General features: G+C 70.1%; 24 protein-coding genes and 1 tRNA gene. 10 read left to right on the plus strand and 15 right to left on the minus strand.

The genetic code is table 11. The annotated features are described in order from the left end of the window. The first annotated feature begins 148 nt into the window (after positions 1 to 148). Positions 149 to 412, plus strand: a complete 264-nt coding sequence (locus E1202_RS31515) for a hypothetical protein (protein ID WP_165943926.1) — start codon at positions 149 to 151, stop codon at positions 410 to 412. 106 nt (positions 413 to 518) lie between these two features. On the opposite strand, the gene E1202_RS20880 is transcribed toward E1202_RS31515, so the two are convergent. The 7 genes from E1202_RS20880 to gdhA all read right to left on the minus strand — a co-directional run bounded on the left by E1202_RS20880 (position 519) and on the right by gdhA (position 5417). Continuing rightward, complete coding sequence (locus E1202_RS20880) at positions 519 to 785, minus strand: hypothetical protein (protein WP_132684836.1); 267 nt, start codon at positions 783 to 785, stop codon at positions 519 to 521. Next, entirely contained in the window at positions 785 to 1096 is a 312-nt protein-coding gene (locus tag E1202_RS20885; RefSeq protein ID WP_132684837.1) for a hypothetical protein, read from the minus strand. The genes E1202_RS20880 and E1202_RS20885 overlap by 1 nt, the downstream gene beginning before the upstream one ends. Positions 1097 to 1140: 44 nt before the next feature. Beyond that, on the minus strand, positions 1141 to 1644 hold the full coding sequence (locus E1202_RS20890) for an Asp23/Gls24 family envelope stress response protein (protein ID WP_132684838.1): 504 nt from the start codon (positions 1642 to 1644) through the stop codon (positions 1141 to 1143). A gap of 138 nt (positions 1645 to 1782) precedes the next feature. Continuing rightward, complete coding sequence (locus E1202_RS20895) at positions 1783 to 2346, minus strand: anti-sigma factor (protein ID WP_132684839.1); 564 nt, start codon at positions 2344 to 2346, stop codon at positions 1783 to 1785. Beyond that, positions 2339 to 2905 (minus strand): RNA polymerase sigma factor, encoded by a 567-nt coding sequence (locus E1202_RS20900; protein ID WP_132684840.1) that lies wholly within the window; start codon positions 2903 to 2905, stop codon positions 2339 to 2341. The genes E1202_RS20895 and E1202_RS20900 overlap by 8 nt, the downstream gene beginning before the upstream one ends. Before the next feature lie 103 nt (positions 2906 to 3008). Then, positions 3009 to 3941, minus strand: a complete 933-nt coding sequence (locus tag E1202_RS20905) for a YihY/virulence factor BrkB family protein (protein ID WP_235878752.1) — start codon at positions 3939 to 3941, stop codon at positions 3009 to 3011. 147 nt (positions 3942 to 4088) lie between these two features. Beyond that, positions 4089 to 5417 (minus strand): NADP-specific glutamate dehydrogenase, encoded by a 1329-nt coding sequence (gdhA, locus tag E1202_RS20910; RefSeq protein WP_132684868.1) that lies wholly within the window; start codon positions 5415 to 5417, stop codon positions 4089 to 4091. 245 nt (positions 5418 to 5662) lie between these two features. Here gdhA and E1202_RS20915 point away from each other — a divergent pair, with 245 nt between their 5' ends. Then, complete coding sequence (locus E1202_RS20915) at positions 5663 to 6529, plus strand: oxidoreductase (RefSeq protein WP_132684841.1); 867 nt, start codon at positions 5663 to 5665, stop codon at positions 6527 to 6529. Positions 6530 to 6548: 19 nt separating this feature from the next. Here E1202_RS20915 and E1202_RS20920 read toward each other — a convergent pair whose 3' ends face one another. Continuing rightward, a complete protein-coding gene (locus E1202_RS20920) occupies positions 6549 to 7154 on the minus strand; it encodes a class I SAM-dependent methyltransferase (RefSeq protein ID WP_132684842.1) in 606 nt (201 codons plus the stop codon). 126 nt (positions 7155 to 7280) lie between these two features. Here E1202_RS20920 and E1202_RS20925 point away from each other — a divergent pair, with 126 nt between their 5' ends. Continuing rightward, positions 7281 to 7592, plus strand: a complete 312-nt coding sequence (locus E1202_RS20925) for a hypothetical protein (protein WP_235878756.1) — start codon at positions 7281 to 7283, stop codon at positions 7590 to 7592. Positions 7593 to 7599: 7 nt separating this feature from the next. On the opposite strand, the gene E1202_RS20930 is transcribed toward E1202_RS20925, so the two are convergent. The 3 genes from E1202_RS20930 to E1202_RS31880 form a co-directional block, all read right to left on the minus strand. Then, a complete protein-coding gene (locus tag E1202_RS20930; protein ID WP_132684843.1) occupies positions 7600 to 8043 on the minus strand; it encodes an STAS domain-containing protein in 444 nt (147 codons plus the stop codon). Between the two features lie 83 nt (positions 8044 to 8126). After that, a complete protein-coding gene (locus E1202_RS20935) occupies positions 8127 to 9236 on the minus strand; it encodes a PP2C family protein-serine/threonine phosphatase (RefSeq protein WP_207918814.1) in 1110 nt (369 codons plus the stop codon). Beyond that, positions 9149 to 9448, minus strand: a complete 300-nt coding sequence (locus tag E1202_RS31880) for a hypothetical protein (protein WP_207918816.1) — start codon at positions 9446 to 9448, stop codon at positions 9149 to 9151. Before E1202_RS31880 ends, E1202_RS20935 begins: the two co-directional genes overlap by 88 nt. 98 nt (positions 9449 to 9546) lie before the next feature. On the opposite strand from E1202_RS31880, the gene E1202_RS20940 reads away from it, so the two are divergent. Beyond that, positions 9547 to 10014, plus strand: a complete 468-nt coding sequence (locus E1202_RS20940; RefSeq protein WP_207918818.1) for a MarR family winged helix-turn-helix transcriptional regulator — start codon at positions 9547 to 9549, stop codon at positions 10012 to 10014. 70 nt (positions 10015 to 10084) lie between these two features. On the opposite strand, the gene E1202_RS20945 is transcribed toward E1202_RS20940, so the two are convergent. Continuing rightward, complete coding sequence (locus E1202_RS20945; RefSeq protein WP_132684844.1) at positions 10085 to 11083, minus strand: MBL fold metallo-hydrolase; 999 nt, start codon at positions 11081 to 11083, stop codon at positions 10085 to 10087. Positions 11084 to 11319: 236 nt separating this feature from the next. On the opposite strand from E1202_RS20945, the gene E1202_RS20950 reads away from it, so the two are divergent. The 3 genes from E1202_RS20950 to E1202_RS20960 all read left to right on the plus strand — a co-directional run bounded on the left by E1202_RS20950 (position 11320) and on the right by E1202_RS20960 (position 15465). Further along, positions 11320 to 12489: an acyl-CoA dehydrogenase family protein gene (locus E1202_RS20950; protein WP_132684845.1), complete on the plus strand. Its 1170-nt coding sequence runs from the start codon at positions 11320 to 11322 to the stop codon at positions 12487 to 12489. A gap of 35 nt (positions 12490 to 12524) precedes the next feature. Next, positions 12525 to 14042, plus strand: a complete 1518-nt coding sequence (locus E1202_RS20955) for an acyl-CoA synthetase (RefSeq protein WP_132684846.1) — start codon at positions 12525 to 12527, stop codon at positions 14040 to 14042. 145 nt (positions 14043 to 14187) lie between these two features. Then, a complete protein-coding gene (locus E1202_RS20960) occupies positions 14188 to 15465 on the plus strand; it encodes an MFS transporter (protein WP_328591005.1) in 1278 nt (425 codons plus the stop codon). Positions 15466 to 15486: 21 nt separating this feature from the next. Here the strand turns inward: E1202_RS20960 and E1202_RS20965 are convergent, their stop codons facing one another. Beyond that, positions 15487 to 15933: a MarR family winged helix-turn-helix transcriptional regulator gene (locus E1202_RS20965; protein WP_132684848.1), complete on the minus strand. Its 447-nt coding sequence runs from the start codon at positions 15931 to 15933 to the stop codon at positions 15487 to 15489. A gap of 90 nt (positions 15934 to 16023) precedes the next feature. Between E1202_RS20965 and E1202_RS20970 the strand changes: the two genes are divergently transcribed. Genes E1202_RS20970 through couM form a run of 3 tightly spaced genes read left to right on the plus strand, consistent with a single transcriptional unit; the run spans position 16024 to position 18352 of the window. Continuing rightward, positions 16024 to 16935 carry an SDR family NAD(P)-dependent oxidoreductase gene (locus tag E1202_RS20970; protein ID WP_132684849.1) on the plus strand — a complete coding sequence of 304 codons (912 nt, stop codon included), beginning with the start codon at positions 16024 to 16026 and terminating at the stop codon, positions 16933 to 16935. Positions 16936 to 16943: 8 nt separating this feature from the next. Continuing rightward, a complete protein-coding gene (gene couO / locus E1202_RS20975; RefSeq protein ID WP_132684870.1) occupies positions 16944 to 17834 on the plus strand; it encodes a 4-hydroxyphenyl-beta-ketoacyl-CoA hydrolase in 891 nt (296 codons plus the stop codon). 32 nt (positions 17835 to 17866) lie between these two features. Continuing rightward, positions 17867 to 18352, plus strand: a complete 486-nt coding sequence (gene couM / locus E1202_RS20980; protein WP_132684850.1) for a p-hydroxycinnamoyl-CoA hydratase — start codon at positions 17867 to 17869, stop codon at positions 18350 to 18352. 220 nt (positions 18353 to 18572) lie between these two features. On the opposite strand, the gene E1202_RS20985 is transcribed toward couM, so the two are convergent. Then, a tRNA-Val gene (locus E1202_RS20985) sits at positions 18573 to 18647 on the minus strand. A gap of 221 nt (positions 18648 to 18868) precedes the next feature. Continuing rightward, positions 18869 to 20089, minus strand: a complete 1221-nt coding sequence (locus E1202_RS20990; protein WP_132684851.1) for an NADP-dependent isocitrate dehydrogenase — start codon at positions 20087 to 20089, stop codon at positions 18869 to 18871. Positions 20090 to 20215 lie beyond the last annotated feature (126 nt).

Genomic DNA, 20215 nt, shown 5'->3' on the forward strand with positions numbered 1-20215 from the left:
GCGCTCCAACCGGAAGTGGATCGCAGCCGGCAGCCGTTCGGTCCCCAGCGCTCGGCGCGCGGTCGAGGACCTCGTCGTCCAGCTCCGCCCACACCCCGCGCACGTCCGCGCCTGCCTGCAGGGACAGCGCGAGTCGCAGGTGCGGGCGGTGCTCGGTGCCCGCCATCCGCACGCGGGCGCGGCTCACACCCGTGACCTGCTCGGCGTCGCTGCGCACCGCCGCGGCGAGCGCGCCGGAGGCGATGGTGGCCGTGCCGCCGTCCTCGTCGGCCAACGGCACGTCGGGCCCTCCCTCCGGGCCAGCGACCGCATCAGCCACCAGATCCCGGCGACCACCAGCACCACGCCCAGCGCCGCGGCCCCGGCGAGGAACGGCACCCGGTTCGCGACCAGCGCGATCAGAGACCGGTGAAACCTCCTGCCGCAGCGGCAACTCCGAGGATCAACCCGGCCAGCAGCCCTGTCTGCACAGCGTTCATTCGCCACACCCTCCTCGTCGCCTCGATCGAAGCGATCTCTCACCGCACCCGGCTGCGCTTCCTGCGACGACGCCAGGCGCGGACCCGGCGGGCCAGCCGGGTCACCATCCGCGCGTCGGGGACCACTTCCACCGGGGCGTCGTAGCGATCCGGACGGCTCTCGCGTCCCCCATGGGGCCGCGAGCGGGCGCGGAGCCGCTCCAGACCCGCCGCGAACACCTCCGGATCACCACCCGCGTCGGGGTGGTTGGCCCGGATGAAGGCGCGATACCGGCGCCGCGCGTCCGGATCCGGTTCGCGGACCATCAGCTGCCTCCCGGTTCCTCGCCCGGCTCGACGACGGCGCAGACCACCACGTCCACCGGGACCTCGCCGACGACCGCGGCGACTCGCCGCCGCAGCTGGTCCACGACGTCCAGCAGCGGGTCGCCCAGCCGCAGCACCACTCCGACCTCGACCGCGTCGCGGGCGTCGCCGAGCCGGACGCCGACGACCCGGCGGCCGGGCAGGTGCGTGGCGGTGGTGCCGAAGCTCCCGCCGTGCAGCCCGGCCACCGCCGGGTGCGCCAGCACGGCTGCGGCGACCTGGTCGGCCACCTCGGCTGCGCCGGGGCTCATCCCGGTTCCTCCGCGCATCGCGGGAGGAGCGCGGACGCCACGCCTCACTCCACCCGGGCGGACGGGCCGGTGGAGGCGCCCTCGTCGTCCTGGCCCTCATCGGGCAGGTGGATGTCGTTGACCGCGATGTTCACCTCGATGACCTCCAGACCGGTCATCCGCTCGACGCCGCTGATGACGTTGCGGCGCACCGCGCGGGCGATCTCCGAGATGGACGCGCCGTACTCGACGATGATGTCCAGGTCGACGGCCGCCTGCTTCTCCCCGACCTCGACCTGCACGCCCGAGGTCGACGAGGTGCCGCTGCCGCCCGGGATGCGCTCCCGGATCGCGCCGAAGGCGCGGGAGACCCCGCCGCCCATCGCGTGCACACCGGAGATCTCGCGCGCCGCGATGCCGGCGATCTTCTGCACCACCGAGGCCGCGATCGTGGTCTTGCCCTGCGAGGTGTGCTCGGTGGGCCGAACCGACCCCGCACCGGCCGAGGTGGACGTCGTGACGTCCTGGGACTCGGTGCGCTGGGTGGAGTTGCCGCTCGACTGGGGCATGGTGATTCCTTCCGCTCGATCGCTCGCGGCCGGCCGCCCGCGAGGGCCGGGCCGAACCGCTGCCGACGGAAGATCAGATGCGGCCGGGCGGAGCTCCGTGACGGCTGCGTGACGCGCGTCACGAGCGAGGCGGGTCCGTCAGCCCTCGGGGTACGAGATGTCGGCGATGCGCACCCACACGGCGGGAGCGCCCGGACCGAGCGCGCTGCGCAGCCCGTCCTCGACCTCCTCGCGCAGCCGCGTCGCCAGCTCCGGGACGTCCGAGCCGTAGCTGACCTGGAGCTCGACGCGGATCTCCTGCGAATCGCCCGTGCAGGCCAGCAACCGGACACCGGGGAAGCCCGCGAGCAGCTCGGCGGTCAAGCGCCTGGCCAGCACCAGCGCGGCGTGCGGGGTCACCCGCAGCGCCCCGCCTTCCTGCGGGATCTCGATCGACGGTCCGACGTTGACGCCCCGGGCTCGGCGGGAGGTCTTCAGCACCCGGTCGAGCAGGCCGTTCGGCGGTTCCACGGAGACCTGGGCGGCGCGGCGCACCGGCGCCCAGCTGGGGCCCAACCGGTCCAGCGCGGCGCGGCAGTGCGGGCAGCCGGCGACGTGCTCGGCGAACTCCGGCGTGGAGTCGCCCGCGAGGTGTTCGACCAGCTCGCCGTAGGTGTGCCCGCAGGCCAGCTGTTGCTCGGGGTCGAAGGGAAGCTCACCCACGGCGCATCTCCTCCAACTTCGCGAGCAGGGCCAACCTGGCGCGGTGCAGCCGGGAGCGCAACGCGGCGGTGTTCACCTCTAGCACCTCGGCGATCTCCTCGTAAGACATCCCTTCGAACTCGCGCAGCACCAGGGGGACCCGTTGCGAGGGTTCGAGGGTGGCGATCGCCCGGTGCACCAGGTCGGCCTCCTCGGAACGCACGGCGTGCCCTTCTGGATTCCCCGTGCCGTCGTCGGCGAACAGGTGGTCCATCGATTCGTCGCTGACGTCCATCGGCACGGCCCGGCGCCTGCGGACCTGGCCGAGCGCCGCGTTCGTCACCACCCGGTACAGCCACGTGGTCGGCGCGGCATCGCCGCGGAAGCGGTTCAGCGACCGCCAGGCGGACACCCACGCCTCCTGCACCGCGTCCTCCGCCTCCGCCCGGTCGGCCAGGATGCGGAACGCGACCCGGTACATCGTCGCGGTGTGCCGACGGACCAGTTCGTCGAACGCCACGCCATCGCCGCGCTGGGCAGCGGCCATCAGGTCTCTGTCGGTGTCGACCCGCTCGGTCACGCCCGAAGTCTCCCGCAGCTCATCGGCAGAGGCGACTCCACCAGAGGTCCACTTCACCGCCCGCTTCCAGCGGTGAGCTCGATGATCGCGCCCCGCGACCGGATCACGACCCGGACCCGTCCTCGCGGATGGCGCGGCGGGCCGTGGCGATCACGCGGGACGGCTGGACGGTGTCGAGCTCGGCGTTGACCGCAGCGCCCAGCAGCACCGCGAACGCCGTGACGTACAGCCAGAGCAGCACGCCCATCGGGGCCGCCAGCGCGCCGTAGACCGGCGAGTTCTGCAGGCTCACGTCCAGGTAGATCCGCAGCCCGAAGCTGCCCGCGAGCCACACCAGCAGCGCCACCACGGCGCCCGGGACGTGCTCGCGCCACGGCGCGCGGATCGGGACCGAGACCATGTACAGGGTGCTCAGCGACGCGATCGAGCCGAGCACGATGAGCGGCCAGTACAGGCCGTACACCAGCGCCGCCGCCTCCGGGACCCACCCGGCGATCACCGACGGCCCGACGGCCAGCAGCGGCAGCAGGATCAGCGCCACCAGCAGACCCACCACGTAGACCAGCACCGACATCAACCGCTGCCGCACCACGCCGCGCTGCCCGCCGAGGCCGTAGACCACCGAGATCGTGTCGATGTAGACGTTCAGCGCCGCCGACCCGGACCACAGCGCGAGCAGGAAACCGATCGAGATGATCCCGGCGCGCCCCGATCCGAGGACCTCGAGCAGCACCGGTCGCAGCAGCTGATCGATGGCCTGCGGCGACAGGACCGTTCCGGCGGCCTCCACCAGGGTGTTCTCCACCGCCGCGACCGTGTCCTCGCGGCCGAGCCAGCCGGCCAGGTAGCCGAGGGTGCCGACGACGCTCAGCAGGACCGGCGGGAGCGAGGTGAGCGTGAAGAACGCGGCCTCGCCCGCCAGACCCATCAGCCGGTAGCGGCCGCTGGCCTCCGCGGTGCGGGAGGCCAGCCTGATCAGGCCCCGCAGCCGCGGGTCGCGCGGGTGTCGAAGCCGCTGGAAGAGGCTGCGCGGCACGACCCCCTCCTCCGGGCGCTCTGCTTGTCGCGTGGTGATCACGAACGGTCCGATGCGCGGGAGGGCCCCGGCGTCACGGTCCTGATCGTGATTTTCCGCGACGCGGTGCTCGACCGCCTCGCGGACACGCCCGGAGGGGATGGGACCTCAGATGACGCCGAGGTCGAGCATCGTGTCGGCGACCTTGGTGAACCCGGCGATGTTGGCGCCCAGGACGTAGTTGCCGGGGGCTCCGTAGGCCTCGGCGGTGGCCAGGCAGCCGTTGTGGATGTCGGCCATGATCTCCGCCAGCCGCGCGTCGGTGTAGTTGAAGTGCCACGAGTCGCGGGAGGCGTTCTGCTGCATCTCCAGGCCCGAGGTGGCCACGCCACCGGCGTTGGCGGCCTTGCCGGGCCCGAAGGCGGTCCCCGCGTCGAGGAAGACCTTCACCGCACCCGGGGTCGTCGGCATGTTCGCGCCCTCGCCGACCGCGACGACGCCGTTGCGCACCAGCGCGAGCGCGGCCTCGTCGTCGAGCTCGTTCTGGGTGGCGCAGGGCAGCGCGATCGCGCAGGGCACGTCCCAGATCGAGCCGCCCTCGACGAACCGGGCGCGCTCGTGGTCCTCGGCGTACTCCTTGAGACGACCGGAGCGGACCTCCTTGAGCTCCCGGACCGCTTCGATGTCGATGCCGTTCTCGTCGACGACGTAGCCGCCGGAGTCGGACATCGCCACGACGGTGCCGCCGAGCTCCTCGGCCTTCCGGGCGGCGTAGATCGCGACGTTGCCCGAGCCGGACACCACGACGCGGCGGCCGTCGAAGCCGTCGCCGCGGGCGCGCAGCATCTCCTCGACGAAGTAGACCGTGCCGTAGCCGGTCGCTTCGGTCCGCACCTGGGATCCGCCCCAGTTGAGCCCCTTGCCGGTGAGCACGCCCGACTCGTAGCGGTTGGTGATGCGCTTGTACTGGCCGAACAGGTAGCCGATCTCGCGGCGCCCGACGCCGATGTCGCCCGCGGGCACGTCGGTGTACTCGCCGATGTGGCGGTGCAGCTCGGTCATGAACGACTGGCAGAACCGCATGATCTCGGCGTCGGACTTGCCCTTGGGGTCGAAGTCCGAGCCGCCCTTGCCGCCGCCGAGCGGCAGCCCGGTGAGCGCGTTCTTGAAGATCTGCTCGAAGCCGAGGAACTTGATCACGCCGATGTTGACCGAGGGGTGGAACCGGAGCCCGCCCTTGTACGGCCCGAGCGCGGAGTTGAACTCGACCCGGAACCCTCGGTTGACCCTGACCTCGCCCGCGTCATCGGTCCACGGAACCCGGAAGATGATCTGCCGCTCGGGTTCGCACAACCGCTCCAGCACACCGGACCGCAGGTACTCGGGGTGCCGCGCGAGGGCGGGTTCCAGCGACTCCAGGACCTCGTAGACAGCCTGGCCGAACTCGGGCTGGTGCCCGTCGCGGAACTGGATGGCACCGAAGACGTCGGCCGTCAGCTCTAGTCCGTTCGGGTCTCGGCTCACGGGCGAGGCTCCTCAGCAGTAGGTATAACAGAACGCTCGTACTGTTTTAACAGAACATTGACCTGAACGAAACACGGTTCGCGAACTTGATGTTCTGCTGCTCCAGTTATCCCAATCACGCCCGCGCGGAGCGGGCGAGCCCGGATGACCTCCCCGGACTCGCCCGCCTCCGCCGGTTCACTTCGCCGGCATGAGGACCTGGTCCACGACGGAGACCGATGCCCCGGCTCGACGGGCGGACCGTGATCGTCACCGGCGCGAGCAACGGCGTCGGCATGGCGACGGCACGCGGGTTCGCCCGCGCCGGAGCGCACGTCGTGCTCGCGGTCAGCAGCCTCGAACGCGGCGAAGCCGCCGCCCGCGCGGTGCGCGGCAGCAACGAGGTGCGCAGGCTCGACCTGGCCGACCTCTCCTCCGTCCGCGAGTTCGCCGAGTCGTGGACCGGGGACGTCGACGTGCTGGTCAACAACGCCGGTGTGGCGATGGTGCCGGCCGGGCGCACGGTCGACGGGTTCGAGACGCAGTTCGGCACCAACCACCTCGGGCACTTCGCGCTGACCAACCTGCTGCTGCCGCACATCACCGGTCGCGTCGTCGCGCTCGGCTCCGGGGCGCACCGGTTCGGCGCGATCGACTTCGAGGACCCGAACTTCGAGCGCCGCCCCTACCGGCCGGTCGCGGCGTACGGCCAGTCCAAGCTGGCGAACCTGCTGTTCGTCCTCGAACTCCAGCGACGGCTGGAGCGGCTCGGCTCACCCGTCCGCGCGCTGGCCGCGCACCCGGGCTACACCGCCTCCGACCTCGGAACCCACGGCCGGAACCGCCTGCTGGTCGGGGCGACGCGGATCGCGGGTGCCCTGGTGGCGCAGGGTCCCGCCATGGGCGCGCTGCCGAGCCTGTACGCGGCGGCGCAAGACCTGCCCGGGGCCGCCTACGTCGGCCCCGACGGACGGCGGGAGCTGCGCGGGCATCCGACGCTCGTCGGCCGCAGCGCGCGGGCAAGCGACCCGGAAGCGGCGCAGCGCCTGTGGGAGATGTCGAGGCGGCTCACCGGGATTCCCGGCCCGGGAGACCTGCTGGCCTGAGCCACGCAGCGCGAGGCGGTCAGCCGACGCGGGAGGCCAGGATCGCGCCGTGCGGCCGGGCACCGGGATCGTCGCGGGTGTCGCGGACCGACACCGCGAACCCGGCTTCCTCGATCAGGTCGCTGAGCTGGTCGACCGGCCAGAAGTGCGCGGTGGTCACCGCGTGGTCGAAGGGTGCGACCTCCGGTCCGCGGCAGAAGCCGACGAGGAGTCCGCCGCCGGGTTCGACGACCCGGGCGAACTCGGCGAGCGCGGCGGGGACGCGGTCGGGCCGCACGTGGATCAGCGAGTACCAGGCGAGGATTCCGGCCAGGCCGGAGTCGGCGACCTCGAGCTGCTCGGCGACGCCTTCCCGGAACGCCACGTCCGGGAAGCGCTTCCGGGCGACCTCGACGAATTCCGGTGTCGGATCGACACCTCCGACGTCCAGGCCCTGCTCGTGCAGCCAGTTCGTCCAGTGCCCCGGCCCGCACCCGACGTCGAGGAGCGGTCCCTCGGGTTGCGCGCGGGCCCAACCGGCGATCAGCTCGCGGTCGGGTGCTGCGGTCGCATCGATCGTGCCGAGGAGTTCGACGTACTCCGCGCAACGCCGTCCGTACGCCTCGGTCGCAGAACCTTCCGCCACTCGGCATGTATACCACCACCCGGGGGCGAATCCCGGCGAATCGAGCCGCAGCTGCGCCGACCGGCCGTCGCCGTCACCGACAGCGCGGCCCGCTAAGTCGGCTGGCACGCGATCACGATCCTGCGCGTGGCGCGGGATCCGCAGGACGTCATGCGGGTCTACTCCTTCAACCCGAACAACGACAGCGGGCAGGACTGGGGCGACGGCGTTGTGGTCTCCACGGCGGGAAGCGGTGAGCGCTTCGGCGAGGCGTCGCTGCCGTTCGACCAGTTCGCCTCCCGCCTCTACATCTTCCACCTCGACCCGCTCGAGCGGAGGGAACCGGAGCGAGTGCCCGCCGAGGACATCGAGCGGATCACCGGTTACATCGAGCGCAGCTGGGGAGCCGAGCGGTTACCGGCGGGCAGCCTGCAGGCCGCCCAGGACCCGCATCTCTGACCTCCGGTCAGCCCCTCGGCGTGCCGACGGCGTCGGTGCTCGTCGTCGCGGCGAGGGCGTCCTGGACGGTGGCGTGGCACTCCAGCAGGGCGCGGAGCCCGGCGGCGTGCAGCGCGTCCAGGACTGCCTCGCTCGCGACGACGACGTGCAGCGCCCCACCGCGAGCGTGGGCCAGCATGTGGGCGTGGGTGAGCAGCTGCAGGTCCGGGACGTCGAGCACGTGCGCGTCGGTGAGGTCCACGACGACCAGCCGCGCCGTGGACGTCGGCTGCGGCCAGAGCATGGTCTCGAGCTGGTCGACCGTGTCGCGGTCCACGGGTGCGCTGACGGTGGCGACGACCGCGTCCGGCCGCGGGAACGTCACCTGAACGCTCGCCGCCGGTGTCTTGCCGGTGGTGTCGTGCGGAGCCTCGTCGCCGAGAGCTCCGGCAACCCGCTGCCCGAGGGACATCCTGTCGTCCTTCCTCGCGTCGGCGGCATCCGTCGCCGGCCGACCTTTGCGGCCTCAACCCGATCAAGTTGAACCACGTGATCTTACCGGTTGCTTGCCGCGTGGCAAGCAAATTCGCGGAGAACGCCGAGCTTCCGGAACTTCGTCGTTCGGGAACGGATCAGCCTTCCGCGGCACGCGATTCGAGGTTCAGAGCAGGATCCAGCTCCGCTCCTCCGCTGCGGGGAGCTCGTCTCCGCGAGGCAGTCGATGCGCACCGCCACGGCGTCGTCGTCCAGGTCGCTGTCCTGGAGGAAGGCCCGGAGGTCGCTGAGCAGCGATCGCACGGCCTCGGTGGGCGGCAGCCCGCGGCCGGCCTGCAGCGTTCGGCGCAGCGAGGCGGTGCTGTAGTGACGATCGGCGAGCACCGCGTCGTAGATCCCGTCGGTGAGCACGAAGAGCCGATCGCCCGGCTCCAGCTGGAGGTGCTGCTCCTCGTACTCCGTGCCGTCGACCAGGCCGAGCGGGAGTTGGGCCTCCAGTTCGACGCGCTCCACGCTGTTCTCGCGCACGAGCCACAGCCGTGGCGATCCGGCGTCGATGACGCGGACGTCGCCCGTGGCGAGGTCGATCCGCATCAGCAGGGTCGAGATGTGCTGAGTCCCCGCGTGGTGCGCCCACACGGCCTGGTCGGCGAGGGCGGCCTGGGTGGCGAGGTTGGCGCCGCTGCGCCGCGCGTTGCGCAGCGCTGTGATCGCCAGCGTGGTCAGCGCCGCCGCCGTCGTGCTCTCGCCCATCCCGTTGGTGACCGCGACGGTGAGCGAGTCCAGGTCCTGGGCCCAGTCGAAGTTGTCGCCCCGCACCGCGTAGGCGGGTTCGAGCTGACCGGCGAGCCGGTAGGAGGCGCAGGCGACGGAGCGCACCGGCAGCAGCTGCCACTGGATCTCGGCGGCGAGCGTCAGGCGCTGGGGCCGGCGTGCGCGCTGGTAGCGGTCCGTCGCCACTTCGGCGAGCACGATCGCGTGCGCCACGAGTTCGGCTGCGACGGCCAGTTCTTCGCGCACCTCCTCGTCCGGAGCTTCGGGCAGCCGCAACCACAGGACGCCCGACCGGTCGCCCCGCACCGTCATCGGCAGGACCAGCGCGACCTCGTGGTCGAGCGGCTGCTGGATGCACACCTGGTCGCAGAAGACGCGCCCTTCCAGCGTCGCCACCAGCGGATTCCCGGGCCTTCCGGCTCGATCACCGGTTCCAGGACGGCGAGGCGCAGGTCTGCCAGGTAGGTCTCCAACCCCGCGACGCCGAACTGCTTCCCCAGCAGTTCCAGCAGCGTTTCCGGCAGTTCGTGAGCCGGCGCGGCCCGCAACGCGCGTTCGAGGGAATCCAGACGTGTCGCGACGGTCACCACGTCTCCGGCTTCACCCAAGTCCGCTCAACCGCGGACGTTCTCGGCTCCCGGCGTGCCAGAATACGTCCGGTATCGCAGTGCGCGGACTTGATACACCCGGCGAGGAGGATCCTCCGGTGCGCAAACCCGATCCCCTGTCCACGGAACACCTCGACGACCTCGAGGCCGGTATCGGGGTTCTCATGGTCGTCTGGGGACGCAGCGCCGAGCGGATCAAGCCGAAGGTCTCACCGTCGCAGCTGCGGGCGCTCGTCGTCGTGGATCGCCACGGCTCGATCAACCTCATGAGCCTCGCCGACGAGCTGGGCTCCATCCCGTCGGTGACCAGCCGGGTGTGCGATCGGCTCCAGGCCGCTGGCCTGCTCGACCGCGTCGCGGGCTCCGACGACCGCCGGGAGGTCATGCTCCGGCTCTCCCGGGACGGCCGCCGCCTCCTCCGCCAGTTCCAGCGGGAACGCCAAGCCGACCTCAAGCAGGTCCTCGACGCCATGCCCCCGCGCTCCCGCACGGCACTGCTGACCGGCCTCAACGCCTTCCACGCAGCAGCAACGGACCTCGACCTCCCGGACGAAGAACTCGCCTGACCCCGAGCAACTCTCCTCAGTGCGAGGCCGTGATCACCGGGGGCGGTGGTCACGGCCTCTGGTCTTGTGATCAGGTTCGGCGGATCGGGAACCGGTCCAGGTCTTGGCCGACGACGAGGGTGCCGGAGAACTCCTTCGCGGCCTCGTCCCAGCGCGGGGAGTCGAGCTCGCCCGGCACGAAGTGGTGGAGCGCGAGGGTCCGCACCCCGGCTCGTTCTGCGACGCGGCCGGTGTCGGGGATGGTCGTGTGGGCGGTGAGGTGGTGGTCGATCATCGAGCGCTGCTGCTCCGTCCGACCTCCCTCGTACTGCCGGTGGACCCACTGCTCGTCGATGACCTCGTGGACGAGGACGTCCGCATCGGCGGCGAGTTCGATCAGGTTCTCGCACACCCCGGTGTCCCCCGAGAACACCACCGAGCCTTCGTCGGCGTCGAAGCGGAACGCGTACGCGGGGGCCACGGGCGCGTGCTGCACCAGGGTCGCGGAGACGCGCACCCGGTCGTCCTCGTAGATCGGGAACGGCCGCATGCGCGGGCACGGGCGGTGGTCGGGGTCGAACGGCACGTCCTGGGGCAAGGCGATGTCGCGAGCCACGAGGAGGTCGTCCGGGTGCCGCCTGAGGTTGTCGCGCAGCCTGTCGTTGATGTCGGTGGCGAAGGCCCGCGTGAGGTGGCGCGTCATCTCGGCCAGCCCCGGGGTCGGGCTGTCCGAGCAGATCGTCGCCGGAGGCGTCAGCAGGTGCGGTGAGGCGGGAGGGACCCGGCCGCGGTCACCGGGCCCGAGCGCCACCACCGGCCGCTCGACGCCTTCGAGCTTCTCGTACCAGCCGAAGAGCAGCAGGCTGAAGAAGTCGACCGTGTGGTCGGAGTGCAGGTGGGTGACGAAGACTCCGCGCAAGCGATCCAGCCCGAGCCCTGCCCGGATCATCTGGCGGCCCGTCCCGTACCCGCAGTCCACGAGGTAGACGGCGTCGCCCACGACGAGCGCCGACGCGATCCCGGCGCGATCACGTCGCCACCGCGGTCCGCCTGAGGTGCCGAGCAGGATCACTTCGGTTGCTGAAGACATCGAGATCTCCTTCTCCGGTGCCGACCGGCGGGACCCGTCGGCTCGCGGGCTCGGTCATCCGGAATCTGATGTGCGGAATCGGAGATGAGGGTCGGTCGTCCCCCGGCCCGCAGTGCATGATGACAGCACTCGTTGACATTGTCTTGGGTTGACATTTTCAATCATCTAAGTTTCATTGTGATCTGCGTGACCACTCGCCCGCCGCACAGCGGCGCAGCCGGCACGAGAGGACCTCGATGAGCAGCACCGTTTCGTTGCCCCGCACCATCTTCGACGCCGACCACGAGGCGTTCCGCGATGTCGCCCGACGCTTCGCCGAGCGCGAGGTCGCCCCGCACCTCGCCGAGTGGGCGGATGCCGGGTGCGTGGACCCGGCGATCTTCCGGACGGCCGGAAAGCTCGGCCTGCTGGGAGTCGGGGTCGACGAGCGGTTCGGCGGCGGGGGCGTCGACGACTTCCGCTTCAACGCGGTGCTCATCGAGGAGCTGTGCCGGATCGGGGCGCAGGCGGTGACCATGAGCCTGTCCGGGTTCAACGACCTCGTGGCGCCGTACTTGAACGCGCTGGGCAGCGACGAGCAGAAGCAGCGCTTCCTCGCTCCGCTGTGCGCCGGGGAGAAGATCGCGGCCATCGCGATGAGCGAACCCGCAGCGGGCAGCGACCTCGCCGCGATCACCACCACCGCGACGCGCGACGGGGACCACTACGTGGTCAGCGGCGCGAAGACGTTCATCTCGAACGGCATGCTCGCCGACGTCTTCATCGCTGTCGTCAAGACGGACCCCGCCGCGGGCAAGCGCGGCATCAGCCTGCTCGTCATCGAAGCCGATGCATCCGGCTTCTCCCGCACCGGACCGCTGCGCAAGATCGGACTCGCCGCGCAGGACACAGCGGAGCTGCACTTCGACGACGTCCGAGTCCCGCGCGCCAACCTCCTCGGCCAGGAGGGGGAGGGCTTCGGCTACCTGCGGCACCACCTGGCCCAGGAGAGGCTGAGCATCGCGGTCGCGTCCATGGCGTTGATGCGCCGAACGTTCGGCACCGCGCTGGAGCACGCCGTCACCCGCACGGCCTTCGGGCGGCGAATAGCGGACTTCCAGGCCAACCGCTTCTACCTCGCGGAGCTGGCGACGGAGATCGAGATCGCGCAGTCCTTCGTGGACCGCTGCGTCCTCGCCGCAGCGCAGCACGAGCTCGACGAGGTCACCGCGGCGATGGCCAAGTGGTGGGTCACCGAACTGCACTCGAAGGTGGTGAACCGAGCGGTCCAGCTGCACGGGGGCTACGGGTTCATGGCCGAGTACGACGTCGCCGCCGATTACCTCGACTCCCGCGGCAGCACCCTGTACGGCGGAACCACCGAGGTCATGAAGGAAATCATCGGTCGCAGGCTGATCTCGAGCTGATCGGACCGAGCCGCACACCGAAGGAGCCACACCACATGCGCAACGAAGGCACCGGTTCCTGGCCGTACCGCAGGTTCCGGCTCTCCCCGGAGAAGGTCGCGATGTCCTTCCGCGATCGTCGGATCACCTACCGAGAGCTCGACGACCGGGTCACCAGGCTCGCGCACGCCTTGCGGGAGCTCGGTGTCGGGCGCGGGGACCGGGTCGCGCTGCTGAGCGCGAATCACCCCGCCTACCTCGAAGCGCTGTTCGCCTCCGGCCTCCTCGGCGCCCTCTTCGTCCCGCTCAACGCACGGCTGACCGCGCCGGAAGTCGAGTTCGCCCTGCGCGATTCCGATGCTTCGGTGCTCATCCACTCGCAGGAGCTCACCGAGGTCGCGCGGGCTGCGGCGGGTTCCGCGACGCGAATCGTCATGCGCGACGGGGACGCACCCGCGGACGCCGTCGGCTACGAGGACGTCATCGCCTCGGCCGGCACCGCGCGCATCGACGAACCGGTGTCGCACGACGACCCGTGCTTCATCATGTACACCTCCGGCACGACCGGTCGCCCGAAGGGCGTGGTGCTGACGCACGGCAACATCGTGTTCAGCGTGATGAACGCGGTGATCGACCTCGACTTCGGCAGCGATGAGACCGCCCTGGTGTGCGCTCCGCTGTTCCACACGGCGGCGTTGGACTTCGTCGCGCTGCCGACGCTGCTCAAGGGCGGCAACGTGGTCATCGAGGAGGGCTTCGAGCCCGGCCGGATCCTGCGGACGCTGGAGCGCGAGCGGATCACCTACACCTTCGGCGTGCCGACCATGTTCGACGCGCTCAGCTCCCACCCCGACTGGACCTCGACGGACCTGTCGGCCATCCGGCGGGTGACGGTGGCCGCGGCACCCGTACCGCCCCGGACCTTGCGGACCTACGCCGAACGCGGCATCAAGATCTGCCAGGGCTACGGCCTGACCGAAACCGGCCCGGGCGCGCTGATCCTCACGCCGGACGACGTGGAGCGCAAGCGCGGAACCGCCGGTGTTCCGCACTTCTTCACCGACGTCAGGGTGGTGGACGAGGAAGGGCGCGACGTGGGACCGGGCGAGCGCGGCGAGATCCAGGTCTGCGGTCCGAACGTGATGCGCGAGTACTGGAACCGACCGGACGCCACCGCGGACGCCTTCACCGACGGGCGCTGGTTCCGCTCGGGCGATGTCGGGCTCCCCGACGACGACGGGTTCGTGACGATCGTGGACCGGCTCAAGGACATGATCATCTCCGGTGGCGAGAACGTGTACCCCGCCGAGATCGAGGCGGTGCTGCTGGAGATGCCGGGCGTGGCCTCCTGCGCGGTTTTCGGCATCCCGGACGAGAAGTGGGGCGAGGTCGGCTGCGCGGCGGTGAGCCTGGACGACGGGCATGCGCTCACCCACGAGCAGATGGTCGAGTACCTCGGCGAGCGCCTCGCGAAGTACAAGATCCCGAAGTCGCTGCTCGTGCTCGACGAGATCCCCCGCAACGCCACCGGGAAGATCCGCAAGAGCGAACTCCGGCGGCTCCACGCCCGCTGACACGCCGTCGCCCCACGCCAGCGGCGCTGTCCGGCGCGCTGCGCGATCCCGATCCCCCTCGTTCACCGACCGAAGGAGCACCATGACCGAGACCGGCTCCGCGAGAACGCAGTCATCGCCCCCGCGATCGGGAGACGCCGCCCGCGTGGTGCTTTCCAGTTACCTGGGAAGCACGCTCGAGTACTACGACTTCCTGCTCTACGGCACGGCGGCCTCGCTGGTGTTCGGGCCGGTGTTCTTCTCCGACCTCTCGCCCGCCGCTGCGACCATCGCCTCGCTGGGCACCTTCGCCGCCGGCTACCTCGCGCGCCCGCTCGGAGGTGTCGTGTTCGGACACTTCGGCGACCTGATCGGCCGGAAGAAGATGCTGGTGCTGTCCATGGCCATCATGGGAGCGGCCTCCTGCCTGATCGGACTGATCCCGCCGGCGTCGATGATCGGGTCGTGGGGTGCGATCGCGCTGGTCACGCTGCGGGTCCTCCAGGGCGTCGCGATCGGCGGCGAGTGGGGCGGTGCGGCGTTGATGGCGCTCGAACACGCCGAACCGGAGCGGCGGGGCTTCCTCGCCGCGTTCACCAACGCGGGTGCGCCCACAGGTGCGCTGCTGGGCACCCTCGCCATGTCGGGAGCAGCGCTGCTGCCCTCCGAGGACTTCCTCAGCTGGGGATGGCGCGTTCCCTTCCTCGTGTCGGCCGTGATGCTCGCGCTCGGCCTGTACGTCCGGTCCAAGGTCAGCGAGAGCCCCGTGTTCCGAGCGGCCGCCGAGCGCGCGGCCCGGGAGCAGGCCGACCGCAAGAAGTCCGATCCGCCGATCTTCGCCGTGCTGCGCCGTCCGCGAACGGTGGTGTTCTCCGCGTTGGCCTGCATCGCCAGCTTCGGCATGCAGACCGCGTTCACCACGTTCGCGATCACCTACGCGATCAAGCACGGCGGGGTGAAGTCCGAAGTGCTGCTCGGCTTCGCCGTGGGCCAGTTCTGCGCGATCTTCCTGGTGCTCGGCTACGCCCGGCTGTCCGACCGGATCGGCCGTCGACCGGTGATGCTGGGCGGCCTGGCCGGGATGGTGGTGCTCGTCTACCCGCTGTTCATGCTCCTCGCCCAGGGCACCCTCGCAGCGGCGGCGTTCGCCTTCATCGGTTACACGTTGTGCCAGAGCGCCACGTACGGACCGGTCGCGGCCTACATCTCCGAGCAGTTCGGCACGCGCAGCCGCTACACGGGCGCCTCGCTGGGTTATCAGCTGGCGACCCTGGTCGGTGCGGGCTTCACCCCGGTGATCCTGGCATCGCTGTTCGCCTCCGCCGGTGGCTCGATCCTGCCGGTCGGCCTGTTCATCATCGGGCTGTGCCTGGTCAGCGCGGTGTTCATCCTCCTGGCCGGCGAGAGCAAGGACAACGACCTGGACGCGGTGGGCGGACGCTGATGGGGTCCGCCCACGGCCCGGTCAGCTCGTGCTCTCCGGGAACACGATGTGCTGCAGGCTTTCTCGCAGCTGGTCCAGCGCCTCGCCGGACAGGTGCTCGAGGTACCCGGCTTCGACCTGGGCGGCACGCGCACTGGCGTCCGCGTGCAGTTCGCGCCCCTCGTCCGTGGCCACGATCAGCTTGTTGCGGCGGTCCGCCGGAGCTGCCGTGCGCTCGACCAGGCCGCGCTCCTCGAGGTCGTCGACCAGGCCCACGATCTGACTGGGGTCGAGCCCCATCGTGGCCGCGACGCTGCGCTGGTTGACCCCTTCGGGCGCTTCGCACGCCAGCGCCAAGACGGTGTACGAGCGCACCTTCAGACCCAGCGGGACCAGTGCCTTGTTCACCGCACCGGCCAGGATCTCCCCGGAACGCGAGAGCAGAAAACCGAGGTCCTCCGCCAACGAGTGGCCTTGCGACTGCGGCATGCGTCTCCCCTGTCCACATCTCTACGTCTAAATAATTGAAAAACTTAACTATGGATTTTAGCATGCGAAGGACTCGACCTAAGGAGCATGATGGATCTGAGCACCAAGGTTGCCGTCGTCACCGGTAGCGGGCAGGGCCTGGGCCGGGCGTACGCGAAGGAGCTCGCGCGGCGCGGATCCGCACTGGTGATCAACGACGTGGACCGAGCCGCCGCGGACGCCGCTGCCGCCGAGATCGTCGAGTCCGGAGGCCGCGCGATCGCGGTGGCGGCTCCAGTGGGAAGCGCGGAGACGGCCGAGCGACTGGTGGCCGCCGCCGTCGAGGAGTTCGGCCGGCTGGACGTCCTGGTCACCAATGCCGGCATCTTGCGGGACAAGGTGCTGTGGAAGATGACCGACGAGGACTTCGACGCGGTGATCGACGTGCACCTGCGCGGCACCTTCACCTGCGTGCGCCGGGCGGTGCAGCGCTTCCGGGAGCAGGGAGAGGGCGGCCGGATCATCTGCGTGGGTTCTCCCGCCGGTCAGCGCGGCAACTTCGGGCAGACCAACTACTCCGCCGCGAAGGCTGGAATCGTCGGCATGGTCCGGACTTGGGCGATGGAGCTGCAGCGGGCCGGCATCACCGTCAACGCCGTGTGCCCGGTCGCCGCGACGGCGATGACCGAGACCATCCCGTTCCTCGCGCCGCACGTCGAGTCGATGAAGCGGGGGGAACCGCTGCCCGCCGTCATCCGGCGCGACGTCGGGATGGGCACGCCCGAGGACGCCGCGGGAGTGGTCGCGTTCCTGGCCTCCGAAGCGGCGGCCGAGATCACCGGCCAGGCCATCTCGGTCGGCGGGGACCGGCTCGCGCTGTGGTCGCACCCGCAGCTGACGACGACCGCGTTCCACGACGGCGGTTGGTCGGCCGACGCCATCGCGACCGAGTGGGCCGCGACCTTCGATCACGCCGTCGAATCGGTGGGCGAGGAATTCCCGGAGGAGGTGCGGGCCCGATGAGCGACGAGGTGACCCGTTACGAGTGCGCCATCGACTTCGACGCGATCGAGGCCATCGACGTGCACACCCACGTCGAGATCGACGGGTGCGGGCACAAGTCGGTCGACGACGAGCTGATGGCGGCTTCGGAGAAGTACTTCAAATCCGGCCACGAGCGCACGCCCTCGATCGACTCCATCGCCGCGCACTACCGGGAGCGCAACATGGCGGCGGTCGTGTTCACCGTCGACGCCACCTCGGCGTCGGGCCACGCGCCCAACTCCGTCGAGGAGATCGCCGAACTGGCCGCCGCGAACAACGACGTGCTCATCCCGTTCGGCTCGGTCGACCCCTGGCAGGGCCTGACCGCGGTCCGGCGCGCCCGCACCCTGCTCGACGACTGCGGCGTGCGGGGATTCAAGTTCCACCCGAGCCTGCAGGGGTTCGAACCCAACGACCGCCGGTTCTACCCGCTGTACGAGCTGCTCTCCGAGGCCGGTGTGCCCGCGCTGTTCCACACCGGGCAGACCGGCATCGGCGCCGGGCTCCCCGGTGGGCACGGCATCAAGCTCCGCTACTCGGACCCGATGCTCCTCGACGACGTCGCGGCCGACTTCCCGGACCTGACGATCGTCCTGGCGCACCCGGCGGTGCCGTGGGTCGACTCCCAGATCTCGATCGCCATGCACAAGGCGAACGTCTACATCGACCTGTCGGGGTGGTCGCCGAAGTACTTCCCGCCGCAGCTGGTGAAGGCCGCCAACACGATGCTCCGCGAGAAGGTCCTCTTCGGCTCCGACTTCCCCGTGATCCAGGTCGACCGCTGGCGCAACGACTTCGCGAAGCTCGACATCAAACCCGAAGTCGCCCCGCTGATCTTCAAGGAGAACGCGCTGCGCGTTCTCGGCGTCAAGAGCTGACACCACCGGCCGCGTTCGAACGAGGAGATTCCATGACCGACAGCACGACCGCGCCGACCACGACCCGCGTCGCCACGCTCGCCGACCTCCAGGCGCTGGAGGGAGCGGAACTGGGCACGAGCTCCTGGGTCGAGGTCCCCCAGCAGCGGATCAACACCTTCGCCGACGCCACGGACGACCACCAGTGGATCCACGTCGACCCCGAGCGCGCCCGGGCGGAGAGCTCGTTCGGAGGGCCGATCGCGCACGGATACCTGACGCTCTCGCTCATCATCCCGATGTGGGCCGAGGTCCTGCAGGTGGACAGCGTGACCATGGCGATCAACTACGGGCTGAACAAGGTCCGCTTCACCAACCCGGTTCCGGCCGGTGGCCGGGTCCGCCTGCACGCGACGCTCGCAGCGGTGGAGGTTCTGCCGAAGGGCGGCGTGCAGCTGATCGTCGACGGCCGGATCGAGCTCGAAGGCCACGAGCGTCCGGCGGTCGTCGCCGAGGCCGTGTACCGCTTCTTCGAATGACCCCTCGCTGCCCCGGTGGAGGCGTCACCTTCGGGGACGCGTCCACCGGTGCGGTGCGGAACCGGTGACGGACACGGCTGTCCGAGCGGATTACACGAGTCACCGCGGAAAGCGGCATCGGCTCGACCTGGAACCGCCGAGTTCTCCAGGTGATCCTCACCTGCGAGCGACGCGCGAACTCGCCTGTGGCGAAACGGGATCGCCAAGCCGCATCGAGAAGTGGTGCGCGATACTGGGATTGAACCAGTGACCTCTACCGTGTCAAGGTAGCGCTCTCCCACTGAGCTAATCGCGCTCGGCGGATCTCTCCGCCAGCGGTGAAGAGTTTAGCCCAACGGGTTTCGGCCGTTCGCACCCACCCCTGGCGTTGGCGAGACGCCGTCGCCGCCGGCGACGAGCCGAGGAATCCGGCGGCCACCCCACGCCCGCAGGGGACTCCACGTCGCCGGCGAGCGCCCGGAACGCAAAAACGCCGCTCCACCCGAGGTGGTAGCGGCGCTTCGCGTCAGCCGAAGATCAGCGGTCGGCCATCTTCTTCTGCAGGTTCTCGTCCAGCGTCGCGAGGAACTCCTCGGTGGTCTGGAACGGCTGGTCGTTGCCGACCAGCAGGGCCAGGTCCTTGGTCATCTTGCCGCTCTCGACGGTCTCGACGATGACCTGCTCCAGCGCGTTGGCGAAGCCGATGACCTCCGGGGTCGAGTCCATCTTGCCGCGGGCCTGCAGGCCGCGGGTCCAGGCGTAGATCGACGCGATCGGGTTGGTCGAGGTGGGCTTGCCCTGCTGGTGCTGGCGGTAGTGGCGGGTCACCGTGCCGTGCGCGGCCTCGGCCTCCACCTTGCCGTCAGCGGTCATCAGCACCGAGGTCATCAGACCCAGCGAGCCGAAGCCCTGCGCGACGGTGTCCGACTGCACGTCACCGTCGTAGTTCTTGCAGGCCCAGACGTAGCCGCCCTCCCACTTCAGGGCGGTGGCGACCATGTCGTCGATCAGCCGGTGCTCGTAGGTGATGCCCTTGGCGTCGAACTGAGCCTTGTACTCGGCCTCGAAGATCTCCTCGAACACGTCCTTGAACATGCCGTCGTAGGCCTTCAGGATCGTGTTCTTGGTCGACATGTAGACCGGGTAGCCGCGCTCCAGGCCGTACCGGAAGGACGCGTGCGCGAACTCCTCGATCGACTTGCGGTAGTTGTACATGGCCATGGCCACGCCACCGTCTTCACCGAACTTGGCCACCTCCATCTCGATCGGCTCGGAGCCGTCTTCGGGGGTGTAGGTGATGGTGACGGTGCCCGGGCCCGGGACCTTGAAGTCGCTGGCCTTGTACTGGTCGCCGTGGGCGTGACGGCCGATGACGATCGGCTTGGTCCACGTCGGCACGTACCGCGGGATGTTGGAGATGACGATCGGCTCGCGGAAGATGACGCCACCGAGGATGTTGCGGACGGTCCCGTTCGGGCTCCGCCACATCTTCTTCAGGCCGAACTCCTCCACGCGCGCCTCATCAGGCGTGATGGTGGCGCACTTGACGCCTACGCCGTGCTTGGCGATGGCGTTCGCCGCGTCGACGGTCACCTGGTCGTCGGTGGCATCCCGGTGCTCGATGCCGAGGTCGTAGTAGTCGAGGTTGATGTCCAGGTAGGGGTGGATCAGCTTGTCCTTGATGAAGGACCAGATGATCCGGGTCATCTCGTCGCCGTCCAGTTCGGCGACCGTGCCCTGGACCTTGATCTTGCTCATGTGGCGGGGTGCTCCTCTCGCGAGAATGCAAGCGGTACAAGCGTACTGCTAGCGCCTTCGATTGTGCCTTGCCCCCGTCGGCCGCCACCAGGGTCACGGCACATCCGAAGCCAGATTCACAGCTGC

Origin of the sequence: Saccharopolyspora karakumensis (genome assembly GCF_004349225.1) — a bacterium.
GTDB classification, from domain to species: Bacteria; Actinomycetota; Actinomycetes; order Mycobacteriales; family Pseudonocardiaceae; genus Saccharopolyspora; species Saccharopolyspora endophytica.